The sequence below is a fragment of the Nonomuraea sp. NPDC049480 genome, from assembly GCF_044465905.1.
Lineage (GTDB): Bacteria > Actinomycetota > Actinomycetes > Streptosporangiales > Streptosporangiaceae > Nonomuraea.
The window spans coordinates 99,421-118,911 of record NZ_JBITMD010000007.1; the positions used below are offsets into that span (position 1 = coordinate 99,421).

20 protein-coding genes are annotated in these 19,491 nt (G+C 70.7%); 7 read left to right on the forward strand and 13 right to left on the reverse strand.

Going from position 1 to position 19,491, the window contains the following annotated elements; all coding sequences use genetic code 11:
* Positions 1 to 87 precede the first annotated feature (87 nt).
* Together ACIBX3_RS21510 and ACIBX3_RS21515 are read left to right on the forward strand one after the other, a co-directional pair.
* Entirely contained in the window at positions 88 to 1,395 is a 1,308-nt protein-coding gene (locus ACIBX3_RS21510; protein ID WP_397119522.1) for a nucleotide sugar dehydrogenase, read from the forward strand.
* Positions 1,385 to 2,569: a glycosyltransferase family 4 protein gene (locus tag ACIBX3_RS21515; protein WP_397119524.1), complete on the forward strand. Its 1,185-nt coding sequence runs from the start codon at positions 1,385 to 1,387 to the stop codon at positions 2,567 to 2,569. The genes ACIBX3_RS21510 and ACIBX3_RS21515 overlap by 11 nt, the downstream gene beginning before the upstream one ends.
* Here the strand turns inward: ACIBX3_RS21515 and ACIBX3_RS21520 are convergent.
* Positions 2,542 to 3,387: a glycosyltransferase gene (locus ACIBX3_RS21520; RefSeq protein WP_397119526.1), complete on the reverse strand. Its 846-nt coding sequence runs from the start codon at positions 3,385 to 3,387 to the stop codon at positions 2,542 to 2,544. The genes ACIBX3_RS21515 and ACIBX3_RS21520 overlap by 28 nt on opposite strands.
* A gap of 14 nt (positions 3,388 to 3,401) precedes the next feature.
* Between ACIBX3_RS21520 and ACIBX3_RS21525 the strand changes: the two genes are divergently transcribed.
* The gene (locus tag ACIBX3_RS21525) at positions 3,402 to 3,950 is read left to right on the forward strand and encodes a dTDP-4-dehydrorhamnose 3,5-epimerase family protein (RefSeq protein WP_397119528.1); all 549 of its coding nucleotides are present in this window, start codon (positions 3,402 to 3,404) and stop codon (positions 3,948 to 3,950) included.
* Positions 3,951 to 3,962: 12 nt separating this feature from the next.
* A complete protein-coding gene (locus ACIBX3_RS21530; RefSeq protein ID WP_397119530.1) occupies positions 3,963 to 4,859 on the forward strand; it encodes a hypothetical protein in 897 nt (298 codons plus the stop codon).
* Here ACIBX3_RS21530 and ACIBX3_RS21535 read toward each other — a convergent pair.
* Positions 4,808 to 6,184 (reverse strand): O-antigen ligase family protein, encoded by a 1,377-nt coding sequence (locus ACIBX3_RS21535; RefSeq protein WP_397119532.1) that lies wholly within the window; start codon positions 6,182 to 6,184, stop codon positions 4,808 to 4,810. The two genes, ACIBX3_RS21530 and ACIBX3_RS21535, sit on opposite strands and share 52 nt — an antisense overlap.
* A 3-nt stretch (positions 6,185 to 6,187) precedes the next feature.
* The gene (locus ACIBX3_RS21540; RefSeq protein WP_397119534.1) at positions 6,188 to 6,880 is read right to left on the reverse strand and encodes a hypothetical protein; all 693 of its coding nucleotides are present in this window, start codon (positions 6,878 to 6,880) and stop codon (positions 6,188 to 6,190) included.
* Positions 6,881 to 7,057: 177 nt separating this feature from the next.
* Here ACIBX3_RS21540 and ACIBX3_RS21545 point away from each other — a divergent pair, with 177 nt between their 5' ends.
* Both ACIBX3_RS21545 and ACIBX3_RS21550 read left to right on the forward strand, forming a co-directional pair.
* Positions 7,058 to 7,942, forward strand: a complete 885-nt coding sequence (locus ACIBX3_RS21545; RefSeq protein ID WP_397119536.1) for a DUF6492 family protein — start codon at positions 7,058 to 7,060, stop codon at positions 7,940 to 7,942.
* On the forward strand, positions 7,939 to 8,811 hold the full coding sequence (locus ACIBX3_RS21550; RefSeq protein WP_397119538.1) for a DUF6492 family protein: 873 nt from the start codon (positions 7,939 to 7,941) through the stop codon (positions 8,809 to 8,811). Before ACIBX3_RS21545 ends, ACIBX3_RS21550 begins: the two co-directional genes overlap by 4 nt.
* Here the strand turns inward: ACIBX3_RS21550 and ACIBX3_RS21555 are convergent.
* From ACIBX3_RS21555 to ACIBX3_RS21595, 9 genes are all read right to left on the reverse strand, one after another.
* Positions 8,808 to 9,647, reverse strand: a complete 840-nt coding sequence (locus ACIBX3_RS21555; RefSeq protein ID WP_397119540.1) for a hypothetical protein — start codon at positions 9,645 to 9,647, stop codon at positions 8,808 to 8,810. The two genes, ACIBX3_RS21550 and ACIBX3_RS21555, sit on opposite strands and share 4 nt — an antisense overlap.
* 179 nt (positions 9,648 to 9,826) lie before the next feature.
* The gene (locus ACIBX3_RS21560) at positions 9,827 to 10,702 is read right to left on the reverse strand and encodes a glycosyltransferase family 2 protein (protein ID WP_397119542.1); all 876 of its coding nucleotides are present in this window, start codon (positions 10,700 to 10,702) and stop codon (positions 9,827 to 9,829) included.
* Positions 10,689 to 12,137, reverse strand: a complete 1,449-nt coding sequence (locus ACIBX3_RS21565) for an oligosaccharide flippase family protein (protein WP_397119544.1) — start codon at positions 12,135 to 12,137, stop codon at positions 10,689 to 10,691. The genes ACIBX3_RS21560 and ACIBX3_RS21565 overlap by 14 nt, the downstream gene beginning before the upstream one ends.
* On the reverse strand, positions 12,134 to 13,090 hold the full coding sequence (locus ACIBX3_RS21570; protein ID WP_397119546.1) for a hypothetical protein: 957 nt from the start codon (positions 13,088 to 13,090) through the stop codon (positions 12,134 to 12,136). The genes ACIBX3_RS21565 and ACIBX3_RS21570 overlap by 4 nt, the downstream gene beginning before the upstream one ends.
* Complete coding sequence (locus tag ACIBX3_RS21575) at positions 13,087 to 14,358, reverse strand: DUF4910 domain-containing protein (protein WP_397119548.1); 1,272 nt, start codon at positions 14,356 to 14,358, stop codon at positions 13,087 to 13,089. Before ACIBX3_RS21575 ends, ACIBX3_RS21570 begins: the two co-directional genes overlap by 4 nt.
* On the reverse strand, positions 14,355 to 15,374 hold the full coding sequence (locus tag ACIBX3_RS21580) for an NAD-dependent epimerase/dehydratase family protein (protein WP_397119550.1): 1,020 nt from the start codon (positions 15,372 to 15,374) through the stop codon (positions 14,355 to 14,357). Before ACIBX3_RS21580 ends, ACIBX3_RS21575 begins: the two co-directional genes overlap by 4 nt.
* Before the next feature lie 5 nt (positions 15,375 to 15,379).
* Complete coding sequence (locus ACIBX3_RS21585; protein ID WP_397119552.1) at positions 15,380 to 16,030, reverse strand: PIG-L deacetylase family protein; 651 nt, start codon at positions 16,028 to 16,030, stop codon at positions 15,380 to 15,382.
* The gene (locus ACIBX3_RS21590; protein WP_397119554.1) at positions 16,027 to 16,806 is read right to left on the reverse strand and encodes a glucose-1-phosphate cytidylyltransferase; all 780 of its coding nucleotides are present in this window, start codon (positions 16,804 to 16,806) and stop codon (positions 16,027 to 16,029) included. Before ACIBX3_RS21590 ends, ACIBX3_RS21585 begins: the two co-directional genes overlap by 4 nt.
* Positions 16,803 to 18,014, reverse strand: coding sequence for a methyltransferase domain-containing protein (locus tag ACIBX3_RS21595; protein WP_397119556.1), 1,212 nt, complete (start codon positions 18,012 to 18,014; stop codon positions 16,803 to 16,805). Before ACIBX3_RS21595 ends, ACIBX3_RS21590 begins: the two co-directional genes overlap by 4 nt.
* 59 nt (positions 18,015 to 18,073) lie before the next feature.
* Here ACIBX3_RS21595 and ACIBX3_RS21600 point away from each other — a divergent pair, with 59 nt between their 5' ends.
* On the forward strand, positions 18,074 to 18,652 hold the full coding sequence (locus ACIBX3_RS21600) for a dTDP-4-dehydrorhamnose 3,5-epimerase family protein (RefSeq protein WP_397119558.1): 579 nt from the start codon (positions 18,074 to 18,076) through the stop codon (positions 18,650 to 18,652).
* On the opposite strand, the gene rfbD is transcribed toward ACIBX3_RS21600, so the two are convergent.
* Positions 18,634 to 19,485, reverse strand: a complete 852-nt coding sequence (gene rfbD, locus ACIBX3_RS21605) for a dTDP-4-dehydrorhamnose reductase (protein ID WP_397119560.1) — start codon at positions 19,483 to 19,485, stop codon at positions 18,634 to 18,636. The two genes, ACIBX3_RS21600 and rfbD, sit on opposite strands and share 19 nt — an antisense overlap.
* Between the last annotated feature and the right edge of the window lie 6 nt (positions 19,486 to 19,491).

The window sequence follows — 19,491 nt, forward strand, 5'->3', positions numbered from 1 at the left end:
ATGCCCGACATATCCGGTGGAGGCGGGGGGAAATCGCGCGCTGCTCTCCAGAGGGTCCACACCAGACGGTCCACAGCGGAGGCGGCTATGCGGATCAGTGTCTTCGGGCTCGGCTATGTCGGATGTGTCTCGGCTGCCTGCTTGGCCTCGATGGGGCACCAGGTCGTGGGCGTCGACGTCAACCCGGTCAAGGTCGATCTGATCAACAGCGGCCACGCGCCGATCGTCGAGGAGCGCATCGGGGAGCTGATCGCCAAGACCGTCGGCGAGGGCGCGCTGCGCGCCACCACGGACGCGGCGGAGGCGGTCAGGGACAGCGAGGTGTCGCTGGTCTGCGTCGGAACCCCGTCGGAGCCCAACGGCAGCCTGTCGACCACTTTCCTCGAGCGGGTGGCCGACCAGATCGGGCGGTCGCTGACCGGGCGCCATGTGGTGGTCTTCCGCAGCACGATGCTCCCCGGCACCTGCGCCGACCTGCTCATCCCGATCCTGGAGTTGTCGTCGGGGCTGCGGGCGGGGACGGACTTCGGGGTCGCGGTCAACCCCGAGTTCCTGCGCGAGGGCACCAGCGTGCGGGACTTCTTCGCGCCGCCCAAGACGGTGATCGGCGAGTCCGACGCGGCCACCGGGGACGTGGTGGCCGCGCTGTACGAAGGGCTGCCCGGCGAGGTGTTCCGGGTGCCGATCCCGGTGGCCGAGATGGCCAAATACGCGGACAACGCGTTCCACGCGGTGAAGATCGGGTTCGCCAACGAGCTGGGCGCGATCTGCCAGTCCATGGGGCTCGACTCGCACCGCGTGATGGACGTGTTCCTGGCCGACCGCAAGCTCAACATCAGCCCCGCCTACCTGCGCCCCGGGTTCGCCTTCGGCGGCTCCTGCCTGCCGAAGGACCTGCGCGGCCTGGTGTACGCGGCCAGGAAGGCCGACGTGGCGATCCCGCTGCTGTCCCACGTGCTCCCGGCCAACGAGGCGCACCTGCAGCGGGCCTTCGAGCTGGTCACCGCGCCGGGCAGGCGCCGGATCGGCCTGTTCGGGCTGTCGTTCAAGCCCGGCACGGACGACCTGCGCGAGAGCCCTCTGGTCGAGCTGGCGGAGCGGCTCCTCGGCAAGGGCTACGACCTGCGGATCTACGACGCCAACGTGTCGATGTCCCGGCTGATGGGCGCCAACCGCGCCTACATCGCCGAGCGCCTGCCGCACCTCGGCGAGTTACTCGGCGACTCGGTGGACCAAGTGCTGGAACACGCGGAGGTGTGCGTGATCGGGTGCGCGGATCCGCCGGTGCTGGAGGCGCTGGAACGTGCCGGGGACCGGACGATCGTCGATCTCGTACGCATTCCAGACGCGGAAGCCCTCCGGGGCAGACGGGAGTACACAGGCATTGGCTGGTAGAGCGCTGATCCTCGTCGAGAACCTGTCCGTGCCGCTGGACCGGCGGGTCTGGCAGGAGAGCAGGGCGCTGCACGAGGCGGGCTGGGAGGTGCACGTCATCTGCCCGCGGGGTGCCAAGCAGGACACCGAGCCGGAGGTCGTCATCGACGGCATCCACATCCACCGCTACCCGCTCCAGGCCGCGACCGGCGGCCCCGGCGGCTACCTGCGCGAGTACGGCTCGGCGCTGTGGCACACCTTCCGCCTGGCCCGGCGGCTGGGCCGGTTCGACGTGGTGCACGGCTGCAACCCGCCCGACCTGTTCTTCCTGGTCGCCCGGGCCATGCGGGGCAAGGGCACCCGGTTCGTCTTCGACCAGCACGACCTGGTGCCCGAGCTGTACCTGTCCCGGTTCAGCCGGGGTGAGGACCTGCTGTACCGGGCGGTGTGCCGGCTGGAGCGGATGACGTACCGGGCGGCGCACGTGGTGATCGCGACCAACGAGAGCTATCGGGAGGTGGCGCTGACGCGTGGCGGCAAGCGGCCCGAGGAGGTCTTCGTGGTACGCAGCGCGCCGGTGGTCGAGCGGTTCCACCAGGTGCCGCAGGACGAGTCCGTACGGCGCGGGAAGCCGTACCTGCTGTGCTACCTGGGCGTGATGGGGCCGCAGGACGGCGTGGACTACGCGCTGCGCAGCCTGGCGCGGCTGCGGGACGAGCACGGGCGCGCGGACTGGCACGCGGTGTTCATCGGCGGCGGCGACACCTTCGACGCGATGGTGGCGCTCTCGCGCGAGCTGGGCCTGGCGGACTGCGTCGAGTTCACCGGCAGGATCCCCGACGAGGACCTGATGCGCTACCTGTCCACGGCCGACGTGTGCCTGTCGCCGGACCCGCTCAACCCGCTCAACGACGTCTCGACGATGAACAAGGTCATGGAGTACATGGCGATGGCCCGGCCCATCGTCTCGTTCGAGCTGCGCGAGGCGCGGGTGTCGGCCGGCGAGGCGGCCGTGTACGCGCCGGCGAACGACGAGTCCGAGTTCGCCAAGCTGATCGTGCGGCTGCTGGACGACCCGGACGAGCGGCGGCGGATGGGTGAGATCGGGCGCGAGAGGGTCGCGGGGCCGCTGTCGTGGGAGCACTCGAAAGCGGCGTTGCTGGCGGCCTACGAGGCCGCCGTGGGATCGCGATGACGGCTGCCGGCGTCGGTCCCCCAGCTCGCCCGGTCGCCGCGGATCTTGGTGAGCAGCCGGTCCAGGGCCAGGACGGCCAGGTAGCAGGCGGCGTCGAGCGGGCTGACCGCCCGCGCGGCCAGCAACGCGCCCAGAGCCCCCGCACGCAGCGTGCGCGCGGGGCGGCCCAGCTCGGCGAGCTGCCAGTTGCCCTGCCGGACCCGTACGCGCCGGCGGAGGTGGGCGCGCACGGTGCGGGCGGGGCGTACGACCGAGCGGGCCTCGGCCACCACGACCCGCTCCTCGCCGGCGAAGCAGCCGTCCACCCAGCCGTCGTCGGAGATCACGTCGGGCAGCGGGAAGGCCCGCTCGTGGCCGCGCTCGTCGAGCACGTAGACCCCCACCCCGGCCAGCGCCCTGGACGGCGCGATGAGCCGGTCGTGCACCCGGTGCACGCGCCGGACCACAGGGCCCGTACCGCGCAGGTCCCACTCCGGCGCAGGCGCGCAGGCGAGGACGCCCGGCCGGGCGGCCGCCGCGGCCAGCGCCCGCACGGACGCCGCGTCGACGCGTACGTCCGCGTCCATGTAGACGCGCGGAAAGACCTGACAGGCCGCGTCGCCCATGCGCAACGCGTTGACCTTGCCCGGGATCGGGGTCTCCAGGACCCGCACGCCCTCCCGCGCGGCGGCCCGCGCCGTGCCGTCGGCGCAGGCGTTGGCCACCACGACGACGTCGAACTCGCCGGGCTCGGTCCCGGCGAGCAGCAGGTCCAGCGCCGCCGCGATGACCGCTTCCTCGTTGTGCGCCGGAATGACGACACTGACCGTCGGCTTCATCAGGAGGACCTCACATGAAAGTGGAGCACGGCGAGCTCGACGGGGTGCTGTTGTTCCGGCCCACGCCGCACCACGACAGCCGCGGCCTGTTCACCAGGACCTTCGACGCGGCCGTCGCCGCCGAGGCGGGTCTGGACCCTGGGGCGTTCATCCAGGACAGCCAGTCCCGCTCCCGCCGCGGCACCATCCGCGGGATGCACGGGCGGTCGGGCAAGGGCGAGGCGAAGCTGGTCCGGTGCGCCAGGGGCGCGATCCTCGACGTCCTCGTGGACATCAGGCCGCAGTCGCCGACGTTCGGGCGCGGCATGGCGGTGCGGCTGGACGACGAGGACTTCGTGACGTTGTACGTGCCCGCGGGCTTCCTGCACGGCTTCCAGGCGCTCACCGAGCCCGCCGACACGTGCTACCGCATCGACCGGGAGCACGACCCTGCCGAGGATCTGGCGGTCCGCTACGACGACCCGGATTTGCGGATAGCGTGGCCTCTTCCGGTGACCGAGGTCAGCCGGCGCGACCTGGAGGCGGGCTCCTGGGCCGAGCTGTCGCGGCGGCTGGGCGGCTGAGAGGCGACGGCGATGCGCAGACTCCTCCCCCTGCTGGCCCTCCTGCTTGCGGCCTGCCAGAGCACGCCGCCCCCGCCGGCGAAACCGACGCCGAGCCCTTCCTCCACGGCGAAGATCGTCCGGCCGGACGGGTCCTCCTGCCCCGACCACCCCACGCCCGCCTGCACGGGGGCGCCGCGCGGCGTCCAGCTCACCAAGGTCCAGCTCAACACGGAGAACGTCGCCTTCAAGATCGTCAAGCCCGGCACCGTGCTCGACGGCGTCCACGTGCCCGGCCATCTGCTGATCCACGCCGACGACGTGACGATCAGGAACAGCGTGATCGACGGCGACGTGATCAACTCCGACGGCCCCCGGTCGTTCCGGTTCACGATCGTCGACACGACGGTGGGCACCACGACCAAGTGCGAGCCGCTGCCCGCGATCGGCTACGACAAGTACAAGGCGACCAGGGTGCTGGTGCAGGGGCACAGCGACGGCTTCCGGGTCTCGGGCGACGACGTGGAGATCCGCGACTCGTACGTCAAGCTGTGCTCGAACCCCGGCGACCACTCCGACGGCATCCAGGCGTACAACGGGGGCAAGGGGCTGCTGTTCCACCACAACACCGTCGACCAGCGCGCGGCGAAGGACATCACCGCGCCCATCTTCCTGGTGGACGAGAAGTCCGAGGACGTGGTGGTCACCGACAACCTCGTCATGGGCGGCACGTTCAGCATCCAGGTGCGCAAGGCCAAGGGAAGGCAGGTCGTGCGCGGCAACAAGCTGGTCGACAAGTCCTGGGTGTACGGCCCCGTCGACTCCGAGTGCGCCAAGAGCGAGTGGTCCGGCAACGAGCTGGTCACCATCGACGAGAACTATCGGGTCACCTCGATCGTCGGCCCGCTGGTCTGCGAGGGCGAGAGCTGATCGGCCCGCGCGGTCCTGAGCATGGATCCCGCGGCGCCGACGAGGAGGAACGCCAGTCCGGTCACGGTCGCGAACGACAGCAGGTCGAAGGTGAACGACCCCACGAGCGGCACGAGCAGGCAGGCGGCGAGGGTGAGACCGAGGTCGCGGTCGCCGTGGTCGGGGCTCAGGTACCGGGCCCTGAGCGCCGCGTAGCAGCCCACCGCGAACAGCCCGGGGAACGCGATGGTGCCGATCAGCCCGGTCTCCACCATGGACAGGATGTACTGGTTGTCGAAGATCTGGTGTTTGGGGGCGTACCAGGTGCCCAGGCCGCGCCCCAGCCAGAAGTGCTTGCTGATCTCCTGGGCGGCGACGGCATAGTCGTGTGTCCGGTACTGGATGCTCTCGTCGTTGCCCAGGTTGCTGAACAGCCCGGTGATCGTGCTGAGCAGGCCGGGCATGGCGATCCTGATGACCACCAGGAACCCGGCGGCCAGCAGCAGCGCCTGCAGCCGCCGCCGCGCGGGCCAGCCGGCGAACAGCACCAGTCCCACCACGGCCAGGCTCAGCATGGCCGAGCGCGACACCGAGAACATCAGCCCGCCGCCGATGAGCAGCGTGCACGCCCACCAGCGCAGCGCGGGCTCGTGGCGCATGTGTGCCTGGTAGGCGTAGTGCGCTGCCAGCGGGAGCAGCATGGCGCAGGTGACGCCGAACTCGATGGGATGGCCGGCGGTGGCCGCCACCCTGCGCAGGCCCTCCCGCTCCAGGACGAACGAGTCGCCCTCGCTGGTGTAGCGCAGGATCGGCAGTTCCAGGAACCTGGTCAGGTCCAGTGAGAACAGGAACTGGAACGCCCCGATCACCGAGATCGCCGCGCCGCAGACCACCAGCGTCTTGATCACGAAGTCGAGCCGCTTCCTGCCCCGCACCCCGTCGCAGACCGTGAGCGCGATGCCGACCGCCGCGACCACCAGCACGAACTGGTGGTCGCTCAGGTTGAGCTCGTCGGAGTCCATGTAACCCCAGGTGGAGTACCCGTAGGTCATCAGCATCGCGGTGAAGTACGCGAACAAAACCGTGCGCACGGGGTTGCGCCCCTTGGCCACCCCCAGGCTGAGCGTGAACTGCGCGCACAGCCAGAGCAGCGCCGCCGCGAGACTCACCACGTTCGCGGGGGTGAGGGACAGCGGGATGTACTTCAGCACCAGGCGCGCGGGCACGATGAGCAGGGCCACCGCGAACACGGCCGCGATGGTCGCCCCGTCGGCGCGCCCCGGCAGCGGCGGGGCGCCGTCCGCGCGCATCGCCGCCGGCGGAGCGCCGGGAGTCCGGACGGCCACCGGCTACGCCCCCACCTTCTCGGCCTCGACGATTTCCCTGTCCATCGGCTCGGGATTCCCTCGTCTCCGCCCCAGCCACCTCTTCAGCGGCCCTGACAGGCTCTCCGCGGCGAAGGACGCGCACAGGGCGGCGATCACCCCCAGGCCGAGCGCCGAGGCGGAGGAGCGCAGCTTCCTGCCCTGCTGCGGCACGGGCGTGGTCGGCGGCACGGCCTCGCTGATCGTGATGTACGTCTCCCGTGGCGCCTGCACCTGCCGCTGGCGCAGGTCCATTTCCTGCTTGACGCGCTTGATGGCCTTGCGCGTCATCTCCGTGGCGGCCTCCGGCGTGCGGCTCTCCCCCTCCACGAACACGAGCGGGCCGGTCGCCAGCGACTCCAGGTTGTTGGTGCCGTTGGTGACCGCGTACGTGGTCTCGCCGCCGGGCTGCACGCCCATCGCGGCCACCATGTCCGGCGTGCTCATGACGTTGATCAGCATCGAGGCGGCCACGTCGAGCCCGTGGTCGAAGTTCAGCAGCGGGTTGACCTTCGGAACGGGCTGGTCGGGATCGGGCGGCAGGACGCCGCCGCTCGTCGGCGCGGTGAGCACCAGGACCGCGGAGACCTTGTAGGTGACCGGGATGGTGGAGTACGCGTAGAAGGCCGCGCCGACGGCCAGTAAGAAGGCCGGTAGGGCGACGTACCATCGCCGCATCAGGACGAGGATGGTCCCCCAGAAATCCACACGCCCTCCCCCGCGAGTTCCCGCCTCATGAATGTCGCCCGGGAAGGGGTGGAGCGTTACACAAAACCCTGTAACACCATCCCAAGCGGCACGATATGGAAGACAGGGGCGTTACCACCTGGCCGCGGGGGACTGGAGAGCACCTTCATGAGCGCACTGGCCGTCGTCACGCCCACGTACGGTCCCGACCGCGAGCTCTTCGCCCACCTGCACCGATCCGTCCTCGCGTACACGTCGGAGGACACCGTCCACCACGTGATCGTCTCGTCGGCCGACCGCCCGCGGTTCGCCTCGTTCGAGGGGCCGCGGTGCCGCCTGTGGACGTACGCCGAGGTGCTCCCGCGCCGCATCGTCCCGGTGCCCCGCGCGGGCTTTTGGATCGATCCGATCCGGCCCTGGCCGCCGCTGCGCGGCTGGGTGGCGCAGCAGGTCGTGAAGATCGCCGTCACCGCGCGGCTCGACGCCAAGGTCGTGCTCGTCGTGGACTCCGACGTGGTCCTGATCCGCGAGGCCACGCCCGACCTCTTCATCGAGGACGGCCAGGTGAGCCTGTACCGCGTGGCGGACGGGGTCCACGAGTCCATGACCGACCACGTCACCTGGCACCGGGTCGCCCGCGAACTGCTCGGCGTGCCGGGTCCCGCCCCGCTGCCCCTGCCCGACTACGTGAGCTCGCTGACGTGCTGGGACCCGGCCATCGTCCGCGCCATGCAGCGGCGGATCACCGAGGTCACCGGCCGCGACTGGCTCGCCGCCTTCACGTCCTACCTGCAGGTCTCGGAGTTCATCGTCTACGGCGTGTTCGTCGAGGACGTGCTCGGGGCCTCGCCCCCGGTCAACAACGCGATCTGCCACAGCCGGTGGGATCGCGTGCCCCTGGACCAGCCCGGAGCCGTCGCCTTCGCCGACCGGCTGCCCGCCGCCGCTGTGGGCATGATGATCTCGGCCAAGTCCCGGACACCCATGAGTGCCAGGCTGGCGGCGATCCAGCGATGCGCCGAGATCATCGGACCCGATGGGAGCCCCCTGTGAGCAAGCTGGCGGTCATCACGCCGTCCTACGCCCCGGACGTGGAACTGTTCGCCGAACTCCACCGCTCGGTTCTCGAGTTCACCTCGGACGACACCATCCACCACGTCTTCGTGCCACCCGGCGACCGCGAGGTCTTCGCCAGGTTCGAAGGCCCGCGCTGCCATGTGTGGGTCCGCTCGGAGCTGCTGCCCCGCAGGTACGTCCGCCTGCCCAAGACGGATCTGTACGTCAACTACCGCCACCCCTGGCCCCCGCTGCGCGGCTGGGTCATGCAGCAGACCGTGAAGATCGCCGCGGTCGGCCTCATCGACGCCGACGCCCTGCTCATCGTCGACTCCGACGCGGTGCTCGTCCGCCCGACCAGTGTCGAGTCGTTCATGGTGGACGGGCGGCTGTGCCTCTACCGGCTGGACAACGGCGTGACCGCCGAGATGGAGCGGCACGTCATCTGGCATCAGGTCGCCCGCGACCTGCTCGGCCTGCCGCCCGCGCCGCCTCCGCCCCTGCCCGACTACGTGACCGCTATGACGTTCTGGGATCCCGAGATCGTGCGGGCCATGCAGCGCCGCATCACCAAGGTCACCGGGCGGGACTGGCTGGACGCGTTCAACTCCCAGCTGCACGTCTCCGAGTTCATCCTGTACGGGGTCTTCGTCGACGAGGTGCTGAAATCATCGCCGCCGATCAACACGACGATCTGCCACTTGAGCTACAACCATGAGCCGTGGGACGTGGCCCAGGCGGTCGCCTTCGCCGACCGGCTGCCGCCCGAGGCGACGGGCATGATGATCTCGGCCAAGTCGCACACGCCGGCGGAGGCCAGGATGGCCGCCATCCGCCGGTGCGCCCAGGTGGTGGAGTCCAGCTAGTCGTCTTCCACCTTGATGGCCTGGATGGGGCGGGTGTCGTCGTCGGCGAAGTCCGGGAGCCTGACGGTGAAGACCGGGAAGGTCGCCACCTGCGACTTCGAGCCGTTGCGCAGCTCGCCGTCGTCTTCCCACGCGACCTCACCGTCGGCCGCCTTGCCGTTGGACCCCTCGCCATTGGACGCGGCGGCACCGGCTCCGACCGCACCCTCGGGCTCGGGACGGAGCTCGGGACGGGGCTCGCGACGGAGCTCAGGCTCGGGCTCGGGTGCGGTCGCGTGGGCATGGGCGTGGGCGTGGGCGTGGCGGGCCGCCTTGACACGCCGCACGCCGTAGGCCACGCCGAACCCGGCGACCACCCCGAACAGCCCGCCGCCGGCCGAGGCCAGCAGACGGTCCTGGATGACCGGCTTGGGGACGGAGGCGGGCATCACGTCCAGGATCCCGATGTGCGTGCTCACAGGCGCGTCCAGCGCCGTCTGCCGCCGGGCCAGCTCCACCCTGACGCGCTGCTGGGCCTTGCGCATGACGTCCCTGACCACGGCCGGCGAGGTGCTCTCCACCTCGACGTAGACGAACGGCCCGTTGGTGCTGATGCCCAGCAGGTCCGGGTTCGTACGGCCGTCGTTGATGGTCAGGGCCGTGGGCCCGCCCTCCTTCACGCCGAGCTCGGCGGCCACCTCGGGCGTGTTGGTGGCCAGGATGAGGATGCCTGCGGTCGTCCGCAACGCGTCGTTGAACTGCAGCAGCGGATTGGTCAGCCCCGGCTTCTGCTGCGGCTGGGTCTCCAGCGTCCCGCCGGTGGCGGGGACCGTGAGCACCATGGAGGCGGTGGACACGTATCGGGACGGTATGAAGAAGTACGCGGCCAGGGCGAGCCCGATCGCCGCGAGGGCGACGGGCGGCCCGATGTAAAGATTCCGGGCCAGGCCAAAGACGGTTGTCCAAAACCGCACTATTTCCGCCCCCGTCATGTTGTACCGATACAAAAAGGAAATCGAACCGTTCATGAATGCTGTTACATCAGGCGCGCCATGGACAGCAGCTTGCGGCCGCGGTGCGCGACCGTCCGGCGCTGGCGGCGCGCGTACATGCGCAACACCGCCGCCCGCGCCCGGCGGCGCTGCTCACCCGTGAGGTCCGCATGAGGCAGCCAGCTCAGCAGTTCCCGGCATTGGAGCGTGTTGGACAGGTGCGACTGCCAGGACGGCACGTCGAGGCGGCGGGCCAGGCCGGAAATGCGCTCCTGCCGCCAGTTGCGGTGCGACAGCACCTCGGGCACGTGCGCCCACGGCCCGGCCAGCGCCAGCTTGGCGGCGAACACCTCGTCCTCGCGCAGCATGTTCCGCCGCGGAATGCCGACGGCGGGGCCGCGCCGCAGCAGGCCGTAGAGCGGGTCGATGAGGTACGGGCTCTCGTTGAGCAGCCTGAGCATCTCGCCGAACCGCTCCACCGGGTCGTCGGAGCCCAGCCCCGCGCCCTCGTACGGCACCGTGCTGAGCGTCCCGTCCGGCCCGCTGTAGGACACCTGGTTGGTGACCAGGATGACGCGCTCGTCGGCCACGAACGCCGCCACCGCCCGCGAGACGCAGGTGGGCTCCAGCCGGTCGTCGTCGCCGATCCACCGGACGAACGCGCCCTGCGAGATCCGCGCCGCGTGCATGAAGTTGCCCAGCAGGCCGACGTTCTCCGGATGCCGGTGGTAGACGATCCTGGAGTCGCCCGCCGCCAGGTCGCGGCAGAGCTCCTCCGTGCCGTCCGTGGAGGCGTTGTCCGAGATGACCAGCTCGATGGCCGGGTAGTCCTGGGCCAGCACCGAGCGGACCACGCCCGGCAGCCGGTCGGCGCCGTTGCGTACCGGCAGGGCGATCGAGACCAGTTCAGGATCCGGCATGTGCTCCCCTTTGACGCACCAGTCGCTTCAGTACGGCACGCGGCACCGCGACGAGCGCGAACACCAGCAGCCCCGCGCCCCCGGCCACGCAGAGCTCGACGAAGGCCCCGTCGAGCACCATCGCCAGCCCGGCCATGACGATCCCGGCCGGCGCAGCGGCGAGCAGCGGCCGGGCCAGCCCCGCCCCGAACAGCCCCACCGGCACGCCGGAGCGGTGCAGAGCCACCCCGAGCAGCGGCAGCGCCACGACCACCGCGATGATCGCGTGCGCCACGGCGGCGCCCTCGATGCCGTCGAGGCGGGCGCCGATCAGGAGGGCGGGCACGAGCGAGACGGCCCAGCAGAGGTTCACCCACATGGTCGACTTCGTCGCGCCGGACGCGGCCAGGATGTCGGTGATCAGCAGGGTCAGCATGCGCACGACCATGACGATCGCCAGGAAGCGCAGCACCTGGGCCGACGGCAGCCAGGAGGCGCCGTACAGGAACTCCACGACGGCGGGCGCGAGCGTGCCCATGAGGACCGCGATCGGCAGCACCAGATTGGCCAGCAACGGCACCGCCTGCCGGATGCCCGCCCGCAGCGACTCGCCGCCCTCTTCGGACAGGCGGGCGAAGCTCGGCAGCGCGACATAGCGCATGGCCGTGCCGATCAGCCCGGGAACCCAGCTGGAGATGTTGAAGGCCAGCAGGTAGAAGCCCAGCATCGCGGGGCCGAGCACGTCGCCGACGATGACCGAGTCCACGTTGAGCAGCAGGCCCTCGATGCCGAGGCTGAGGCAGAGCGGCAGCCCGAAGGCGAGCAGCCGGGCGGCCAGCGCGCGGTCGAATCCCAGCTCGATCCTGACCCGGGCCAGCACGACCACGAGCACGCCGGTGAGCGCGGCGCCGCCGAGCTGGCCCCAGGCGAAGCTGTAGGCGCCGGCGCCGTTCGCGGCCAGGATGATGGAGACCGTGGCGTTGACGCCGAACCCGGCGAGGTTGGCCCAGGCCAGCTTGTCCTGCTGGAACTCGCGCATCAGCGCGGCGCTGCGGACCGCGGTCAGCCCGTAGACCAGGTTCGTGGCCATGAGGATGCGGATCACCCAGATGGCGTCCTCGCTCCCGGCCAGCCGCGCGTAGAACGGCGCGATCACCCAGAAGAGCGCGTACAGCGTGACGCTGGACAGGATCGCGACCACCGTCGCCGTCGGTGCGATCTCCTCCAGTTTGCCGCGCCACTGCACGACCGCGGAGATCACCCCGGCGTCGTTGATGTAGACGACGAACTGGCTGGCGGCCAGCGCGATCGCGAACACGCCGAAGTCCGGCGCCCCCAGCAACCGGGCCAGGATCAGGCTCATCACGAACGAGCCCGCCTTCATGACCAGGTTGCCGAGCAGGCTCCAGCGCAACCCGCGACCGGCCTTCCTGCCGATCTCGCCGACGTCGCTCACCGAGCTTCCTCGATGCGCTCCAGCCAGATCTCCCGCCAGAACGGCACGAACTCGCGCGGGCAGCTCGCGTTGTAGACCCCCTCGCAGACGAGGTCGTCGAGGATGATGCAGGGGCTCTTCATGCTCAGCATCCGGCCGGTCTTCTCGTCCAGGCAACGCTCGACCCTGGCGCGCACCCGCGCGGTCCGGCCGCAGTAGCGGGCCATCTCCTCCTCGAAGCCCAGCCCGCGGTTGAGGAGGTCGTCGTTGAGCGTGTCGAGGATCTCCTCCTTGGACTTGATCCTGACCAGCTCGCCGGGCGCGAGGTCCAGCTTCTGCGTGGGCGTGACCTTGCCCGCACGGCCCTCGATGAAGCCCCAGCGCAGCCCGCGCCTGATCCACAGCCGGCGCGGCAGGACCTTCTTGCTCAGGCCCTGGAAGCGGTTGAACAGGCCGACGAGGAAGGTGCGCAGCACCGCGAGCACGCCGGCGTTGCCGCTGCGCACGTCGGTGACGTACTGGCCGAGGTCGCGGAACGGCAGGCAGGCGGGCGCGGCCCTGAGCAGCTCGGTGGCCTGGCAGGAGTAGTGGTCCTCGTCCTTGCGGGCGTTGATCTGCAGCAGCGGCAGCAGCTTCGGCTCCGGCTCCGCGGGGGTCTCGGGGGCATCCGGATCCACCCGTTTGAGCCAGGCCTCCTTCCAGTAGAGCGAGCAGGCCGTCTGGCAGCCGCCGTGGGCCTGGCCGTCGCAGCGGGCCCCGGTCAGGTGGACGGCCCGCTCCATGCGGCGCATGCCGCTGCGGCTGATCGTGTCGCAGAGCTTGTGCGCGACCTTGTGCACGGTCATCCGCCGGCCGCAGAACCGCCGCATCTCCGGCATGAACGGCAGGCTCTCCAGTTCCCCCCGCTCGTCCAGCGTGGCCAGGATCTCCGCCTCACCGCGTACCTCGACGAGGTCCCCCACCCGCAGGTTCACGCGTCCTCCCCCACCCTCTTCAGCAACCCCGCGCCCTCCAGTGCGCCGGCCGCCTCGGCGACCGCGCGGAAGGGCAGCCCCGACCGGTCGGCGATGTCCAGCAGGCCGTGCGCGCCGTCGGACAGGTTCAACACCCATAACATCGCCATTTGCGCCTGTTTCGTGTCACTCCGTCCGCCGAGCGAACCGTAGAGGCCCCTGCGGCCGAGCTGCGGCTCGCCGTACGGGCTCAGGTTCTGGTAGCGGCCGTCGTGTTCCAGGACCTCCACGGCCGACCACAGCGCCTCCAGCGTGTCCGCCATGGCCTCCGGCGCGACGAAGCCCGGGTCGTCGCCCGAGGTGTGGTACTCGGGGTAGCCCGCGTACGGGGTCCTGGTGAGACTGCCCACGGGCAGGTCGAAGCCGGGCGAGCAATATTGGCGCTCGTCGTAGCCGTACGGCGAGAAGTCCACGACGGTGTGCGGGCGGTCCCGCAACACGTGCGTCATCACCCGGTCGATGCCGGCGTCCCCTCGCCTGCTGCGCTTGTACGTCAGCGTCCCGCGGTCGCCCGCGCAGGCCAGCGTGAGCCCGTGCCTGATCCTGGAGGCCCGGTCGCGGTTGCGCGCCAGCCAGGTGATGGCGCCGATCGTGCCGGGCGCGAACACGAACCGGTACGTGTAGCGGGGCGCCTCCAGGCGGGAGGCCAGCGCGACGGCCACGGCGATCCCGGCCAGGTTGTCATTGGCCAGCGACGGGTGGCAGACGTGGCAGGAGATGAGCACCTCGTCGTCGCTGCGCCCGCGTACCACGTGCTCGGCGTACGTCAGGTGCCCGTCGGCCAGCGTCGAGTCGATCACCACCTCGTACGGCCCCTCGCCCATCCCGTCGAGCGTGCGCCGGCTCAGGCAGAACCCCCAGGTCTCCGCGTAGTAGCCGGTGCGATAGGGGACCAGGTCCGGCTGGTCGGGCAGCGTGTGCAGGTGCGGCCGCAATTCCTCCAGCGTCATCGTGGCCGACACCGGCACGCTGTAGCCGACGACGTGCAGGTTGGAGCTCCGGAAGTCCACCACCCTCCTCCCGGAGGGATCCTTGATGAAGGCGTCGCGGATGTTCCACTCCTTGGGGATCGTCCAGTCGAGCACCGGGGTCCCGGTCGGCACCTCGTGCACGGCCAGGTCCAGGTGCTCGCTGACGATCTCCAGCGTGGCGCGCACGCCGTCGCCCGTGATGGAGCGGCACAGCGGGTAGAGCCGCTCCACCAGGGCGTGCATCTCCTCTCCCGTCACGTCCGCAGCTCCGTGGAGACCGTGCCGGCCGCCTGCCGCGCGGCCAGCCAGGCCAGCCTGGTGAACCGCTGCCGGAAGTCGTCGGCCGTCAGCCCGTAGAGCCGGTACGCGTCGGCCAGCTCGACGGCGCCCGCCTTCACCGTCCAGCGGGCGTGGAAGCCGGGCAGCGCCTCGCGGATGCGCGAGAAGTCCACCCGGTACGACCGCGGGTCCGCGCCGGTCTCGCCGGTGATCAGCAGCCGGGAGCCGGGCACCGCCTCCACGACGTGCTCGGCGATCTCGGCCACCGTCAGGTTGTTGTGCTCGCCGCCCACGTTGAACGCCTTGGCGTGCACGGCCTCGCGCGGCGCGTCGAGCACCGCCAGGAAGGCGTCGGCGATGTCGGCCACGTGCACGAGCGGCCGCCACGGGGTGCCGTCCGACAGCACCCGGACGTCGCCGGTCAGGTGGGCGTGGCCGGTGAGGTTGTTCAGCACGATGTCGGCCCGCAGCCGCGGCGAGAACCCGAACGCGGTGGCGTTGCGCAGGAACACCGGGGTGAAGTCGGCGTCGGCCAGCTCCAGCAGGTCGTCCTCGACCCGGACCTTGGACTCCGCGTACGGGGTCACAGGACGCAGCGGGGCCTCCTCGTCGAGCAGGTCGTCACCGCCGGAGGCGCCGTACACCGAACAGGTGGACGCGTACAGGAAGCGGCGGACGCCCGCGTCGCGGGCCAGCCTGGCCAGCCGTACCGAGGCGTGGTGGTTGATGTCGTAGGTCAGCTCGGGCGCGAGCGCGCCCAGCGGGTCGTTGGAGAGCGCGGCCAGATGGATCACCGCGTCGACGCCTGCGAACAGGTCGGGTTTGACGTCGCGCAGGTCGGCGCGGTGGCCGGGCGGGTCATCGGGCACCGGGCCGAGCACGCAGCCGGCGAAGAGCCCGGAGTCCAGGCCGACCACCTCGTGGCCCGCCTTGGCCAGCACGGGGGCCATGACGGTGCCGAGGTAACCCTGGTGCCCGGTGAGTAAGACACGCATGCCGATCAGCCTCCAGCTAGGTCGAGGGAGAGTTTGTGCAGGTAGAAGGCCTCGGCGTAGCGCGCGTGACATTCGATTCCGCGGATCCTGGCCAGACCGAGGAAGGCCTCTCTGTCGAACCAGGGGCGGTGGCGCTGGGACGGGTAGTGCTCCCAGAGCAGCGTGACCTTGCTCTCGGCAAGGGCGAGGTCGAGCGGCTGGTACGCATTGGGCCGGCCGAGATCGCCATCCCATTTGAGTATTTCGTAGCCGAGCGTGAGATGGTCGCGGAAGGCCGTGGGCACCAGCTCGGCCAGCCCTCTGTGGTCCTGGTGGGCGTCGCCGTCCTGGGGCGCGAGGATCAGGTCCGGCTCGGTACGCAGGCGCAGCTCCTCGACCGCGGCCTTGGCCTCGTCCCAGTGGGCGGGCAGCCGCCCGTCGGGCACCTTGGCGACCGTGACCCGCAGGTCGGCGTCGGGGCAGAACGCGGCCAGCGCCGCCCGCTCCTCGTCCTCGCGCGGGGTGCCGCCGCCCGACAGGACCAGGACGTCGACCTGGATGCCGGGATGCGAGGTGCAGATGGCCAGCAGGGTGCCGCCGGCACCGATCGCGATGTCGTCGCAGTGCGCGGCCAGGGCGGCGACCCTGCGCAGGCCGCCGGGGACCAGACGGTTCATGCCGCGCGCTCCCACAGGGCCCACGGCCGCTCGCCGCGCGAGTAGGCGCGGTCCAGCTCCAGGCGCTGGTTGACCGTGTCGGTGGGCCGCCAGTAGCCGCGGTACGGGTAGGCGAGCAGTCGCCCGCGCTTGGCCAGCTCTCGGCAGCCGTCCACCAGCAGGTCACCGTCCTTCGGGATGTGATCGAAGATTTCCTGACGTAAGACGAAATATCCGCCGTTGACCCAGAGCGGCATCTCGGTGACCGCGGTGATCTGCTCGACCAGCCCGCCCTCGGAGATCTCCACACAGTGGAACGTGCCGGGCGGCGGCACCGCCATCAGCGAGCCCCCCGCGTCCGACGCCGTGAACTTCTCGATGATCTCCGGCAGCGGCGCGTCCGTGAGCACGTCCGCGTAGTTGGCCAGGAACATCTCCTCGCCGTCGAGGTGATCGCGGACGCGGCGCAGCCGCTCGCCGATCGACGACTCGACCCCGGTGTGCACGAACGAGATCGTCCAGTCCGAGATGTCGTTGCCCAGCAGCTCGACGTCGCCCCGGCGCAGGACGAAGTCGTTGGAGGCGGTCTCCTCGTACTTCAGGAAGAAGTTCTTGATCTGCTCGGCGCCGTAGCCGAGGCAGAGCACGAAGTCCTTGTGCCCGAAGTGCGCGTAGTAGCGCATGACGTGCCAGAGCAGCGGCCGCGGGCCGACGAGCTGCATGGGCTTGGGCACGTCGCCCGGCGCGCCGGTCCGCATGCGCGTGCCGTATCCGCCGCAGAAGAGGACGACCTTCACACGATCTCCAAGGCAGGGATGGGGAAGACCAGCCGGCCGCCCCAGTGACGGACATAGGAGAGCTGCTCGATCAGCTCGTCGCGCAGGTTCCAGGGCAGGACGAGCACGTAGTCCGGCCGGTCGGCGGCGATCCGGTCGGGCTCCAGGATCGGGATCCGGGCGCCTGGAGTGAACTTGCCGTGCTTGTACGGGTTGCGGTCCACCGTGTACGCCAGCAGGTCAGGCCGGATGCCGCAGTGGTTGAGCAGCGTGTTGCCCTTGCCCGGCGCGCCGTACCCCACCACCGTCTTGCCGTCCTCGGCGGCGTCGACCAGGAAGCGCAGCAGGTCGCGCCGGACCTTGGCCACCCGGTTCGCGAAGCCGACGTAGCCCGACAGCTCGTGCAGTCCGGCCGCCTTCTCCAGCGCCAGCACGTCGGACACCAGCCGCGAGGGCGGCTCCGCGGTCTCCGCCGGCTTCGCCCACAGCCGGATGGAGCCCCCGTGCGTGGGCAGCAGCTCGACGTCCACCACGGTCAGTCCGCCGCCGGCCAGCGCCCGCTGCGCCGAGGCGACCGTGTAGTACTGGAAGTGCTCGTGGTAGATCGTGTCGTACTGGTTGCCCTCGATCAGCGTGAGCAGGTGCTGCACCTCGATGGAGACCAGCCCGTCGTCCGCCACCAGCGTGCGCAGACCCTCGGTGAAGCCCACCACGTCGGGGATGTGGGCGTAGACGTTGTTGGCGACGACGTAGTCCGCGGTCCCGTGCTCCCGTACGACGGCCCGCGCGCTCTCCGGCGTCAGGAACGCCGTGACCGTCGGCACCCCCTTCTCCCTGGCCGCCGCCCCCACGTTCACCGACGGCTCGATGCCCAGGCAGCGCACCCCCCGCTCGACCACGTGCCGCAGCAGGTAGCCGTCGTTGCTGGCCACCTCGACGACGAACGAGTCCGGCCGGAGGGCGAGCCCGGCCACGAAGGACCGGGCGTGCTCCACCCACGAGGTCGAGTACGAGGAGAAGTAGGCGTAGTCCGTGAAGGTCTCCTCGGGGGAGATCAGCGGCGGGATCTGCGCCAGCCAGCACGAGGTGCACACGCGCAGGTGCAGCGGATAGGTGACCTCGGGCTCGTCGAGCTGCCCGGCGGTCAGGATCCGCTCGCAGGGCGGCGTCGCCCCCAGGTCCACGACTCCGGTCAGGTCGGAGGAACCGCATAAACGGCAGACGGTCATTCACACGCTCCAAAGATTGGTATTTCGCTGGGGTCGGTGATCTCGTTACTGTGCGGCGCATGGATCCCCTCGGCATCGACGGCGTCTGGCGCCACACGCCGCACGTCCACACCGACCCGCGTGGCTCGTTCCTGGAGGCGTACCGCGCGGCCGACCTGCCGCGACGGTTCGACCTCGCGCAGATCAACTGCTCCACCTCGGGCGCCGGGGTGCTGCGCGGCGTGCACTTCGCGGACGTCCCCCCGGGTCAGGCGAAGTACGTGATGTGCGTGTCCGGCAGCGTCCTGGACGTCGTCGTGGACATCAGGGTGGGGTCGCCCACCTTCGGCCGCGTGGAGACGGCGGTCCTTGACGACGAGACGCGTGGTGCCATGTTCGTCGCCGAGGGCCTGGGGCACGCGTTCATGGCGCTGAGCGAGCAGGCGACGGTCGTGTACCTGTGCTCGGAGCCGTACAATCCGGGCCGCGAGCACGGGATCCACCCGCTCGACCCGGCGCTCGGCATCGCGTGGCCGGCCGGCGTCGAGCCCGTGCTGTCGGACAAGGACGCCAAGGCGCCGTCCCTGGAGGAGGCGCTCGCGACCGGGCTCCTGCCCGACTACCGGCGGTGCCAGGAGTTCTACGCCACGTTGCATTGAGGGCTCCCCGTGAGTACGGGCCACGCCGCGCGCAGTGCCGTGCGCCAGTGCCGGATCGGCTCCCACCTGGTGTGGGCCAGCACGCTGTTGGCCGGCCGCCGGGCCGGGCGGGGGAAGGCCGAGGTCGGCACCGGGCGCACCCGCCCGGGGTCCTCGCCCAGCAACGTGAAGATCTCCCTGGCGAACCCGCACCAGGTCGTCTCCCCTGAGCTGGTGCCGTGGTAGACGCCCGGCGGCAGGTCCGACTGCGCCAGGCGGACGAGGTAGTCGGCGAGGTCGGCGGTCCATGTCGGTTGCCCGCGCTGGTCGTCCACCACGTCCAGCGTCGGCCGCTCCCCCGCCAGCCTGATCATGGTCCGCACGAAGTTGGCGCCGTGCGCGCCGTACAGCCAGGCGCTGCGCACCACGTAGTGCCCGTGCTCCAGCGACGCGCGCTCGCCCGCGAGCTTGGTCCTGCCGTACGCGTTCACCGGCCCGGTCGACGCGTCCTCGGCGTACGGCGCGTCGCCGCCCCCGTCGAAGACATAGTCGGTGGACACGTGCAGGAGCCGCGCGCCCGCCCGGTCGCACGCCTCGGCCAGCCAGCGCACGGCGTGCCCGTTGACGGCCAGCGCCTCGGCCTCGTGCGTCTCGGCGTCGTCCACCGCGGTCCAGGCGGCGCAGTTGATCACGGCTCTGGGCCGGTAGGCGGACACGAAGTCGTATACCGCCCGCTTGTCGCACAGGTCCAGCTCGGCCCGGCCGAGCGCGAGCACGGGCTCGCCGGTCATGGCCACCCGATCGAGGACGTCGGCGGCCAGCATGCCACCGGCCCCCGTGATCAACCACCTCATGACGCC

Excerpts from the sequence above, each read along its gene's own strand:
- rfbD (WP_397119560.1), bottom strand. The coding sequence starts at position 19,485 with ATGAGGTGGTTGATCACGGGGGCCGGTGGCATGCTGGCCGCCGACGTC.
- ACIBX3_RS21585 (WP_397119552.1), bottom strand. The coding sequence starts at position 16,030 with ATGAACCGTCTGGTCCCCGGCGGCCTGCGCAGGGTCGCCGCCCTGGCC.
- ACIBX3_RS21525 (WP_397119528.1), top strand. The coding sequence starts at position 3,402 with ATGAAAGTGGAGCACGGCGAGCTCGACGGGGTGCTGTTGTTCCGGCCC.
- ACIBX3_RS21580 (WP_397119550.1), bottom strand. The coding sequence starts at position 15,374 with ATGCGTGTCTTACTCACCGGGCACCAGGGTTACCTCGGCACCGTCATG.
- ACIBX3_RS21545 (WP_397119536.1), top strand. The coding sequence starts at position 7,058 with ATGAGCGCACTGGCCGTCGTCACGCCCACGTACGGTCCCGACCGCGAG.
- ACIBX3_RS21510 (WP_397119522.1), top strand. The coding sequence starts at position 88 with ATGCGGATCAGTGTCTTCGGGCTCGGCTATGTCGGATGTGTCTCGGCT.
- ACIBX3_RS21560 (WP_397119542.1), bottom strand. The coding sequence starts at position 10,702 with ATGCCGGATCCTGAACTGGTCTCGATCGCCCTGCCGGTACGCAACGGC.
- ACIBX3_RS21530 (WP_397119530.1), top strand. The coding sequence starts at position 3,963 with ATGCGCAGACTCCTCCCCCTGCTGGCCCTCCTGCTTGCGGCCTGCCAG.
- ACIBX3_RS21520 (WP_397119526.1), bottom strand. The coding sequence starts at position 3,387 with ATGAAGCCGACGGTCAGTGTCGTCATTCCGGCGCACAACGAGGAAGCG.
- ACIBX3_RS21595 (WP_397119556.1), bottom strand. The coding sequence starts at position 18,014 with ATGACCGTCTGCCGTTTATGCGGTTCCTCCGACCTGACCGGAGTCGTG.
- ACIBX3_RS21540 (WP_397119534.1), bottom strand. The coding sequence starts at position 6,880 with ATGCGGCGATGGTACGTCGCCCTACCGGCCTTCTTACTGGCCGTCGGC.
- ACIBX3_RS21600 (WP_397119558.1), top strand. The coding sequence starts at position 18,074 with ATGGATCCCCTCGGCATCGACGGCGTCTGGCGCCACACGCCGCACGTC.